1 protein-coding gene is annotated in these 305 nt (G+C 58.0%); it reads right to left on the bottom strand.

Annotation, left to right across the window (positions count from 1 at the left end; translation table 11 throughout):
• Positions 1 to 179: ESPR-type extended signal peptide-containing protein (locus ACV22Z_RS35870; protein WP_448080962.1), on the bottom strand; the 179-nt coding region annotated here is incomplete at its 3' end.
• Positions 180 to 305 lie beyond the last annotated feature (126 nt).

Here is a 305-nt window from a genome sequence, read left to right as displayed (position 1 = left end):
TTCGAAGGCGCGGCTGCCAGCGAAGCAGCCGCGATCAGCAAGCCCGAACCGCCGATCGCGCGGCGGCCGGCACGGCCCTCGCCGGATGCCGTTTTCCCCGCGGCAGTCGCCGCCTCTTCGACAGCCACCACCATTCCCCGGAGTCTGGAATACACCAGACGGTAGGTCTTGTTGTTCATCGTTCTTACCGGCGTTTCTTTCAGAACGACGAACGATAGCAACCTCAACGTCAGAAAACCACATGGCAATCGTCAGAAATTGCCAAGCACCAAACTCCTTGCATCTTGCGAAAAGAAGATCTTTAC

This window comes from Burkholderia sp. PU8-34 (genome assembly GCF_053427725.1).
This window is presented reverse-complemented; position numbering and strand designations above follow the sequence as displayed.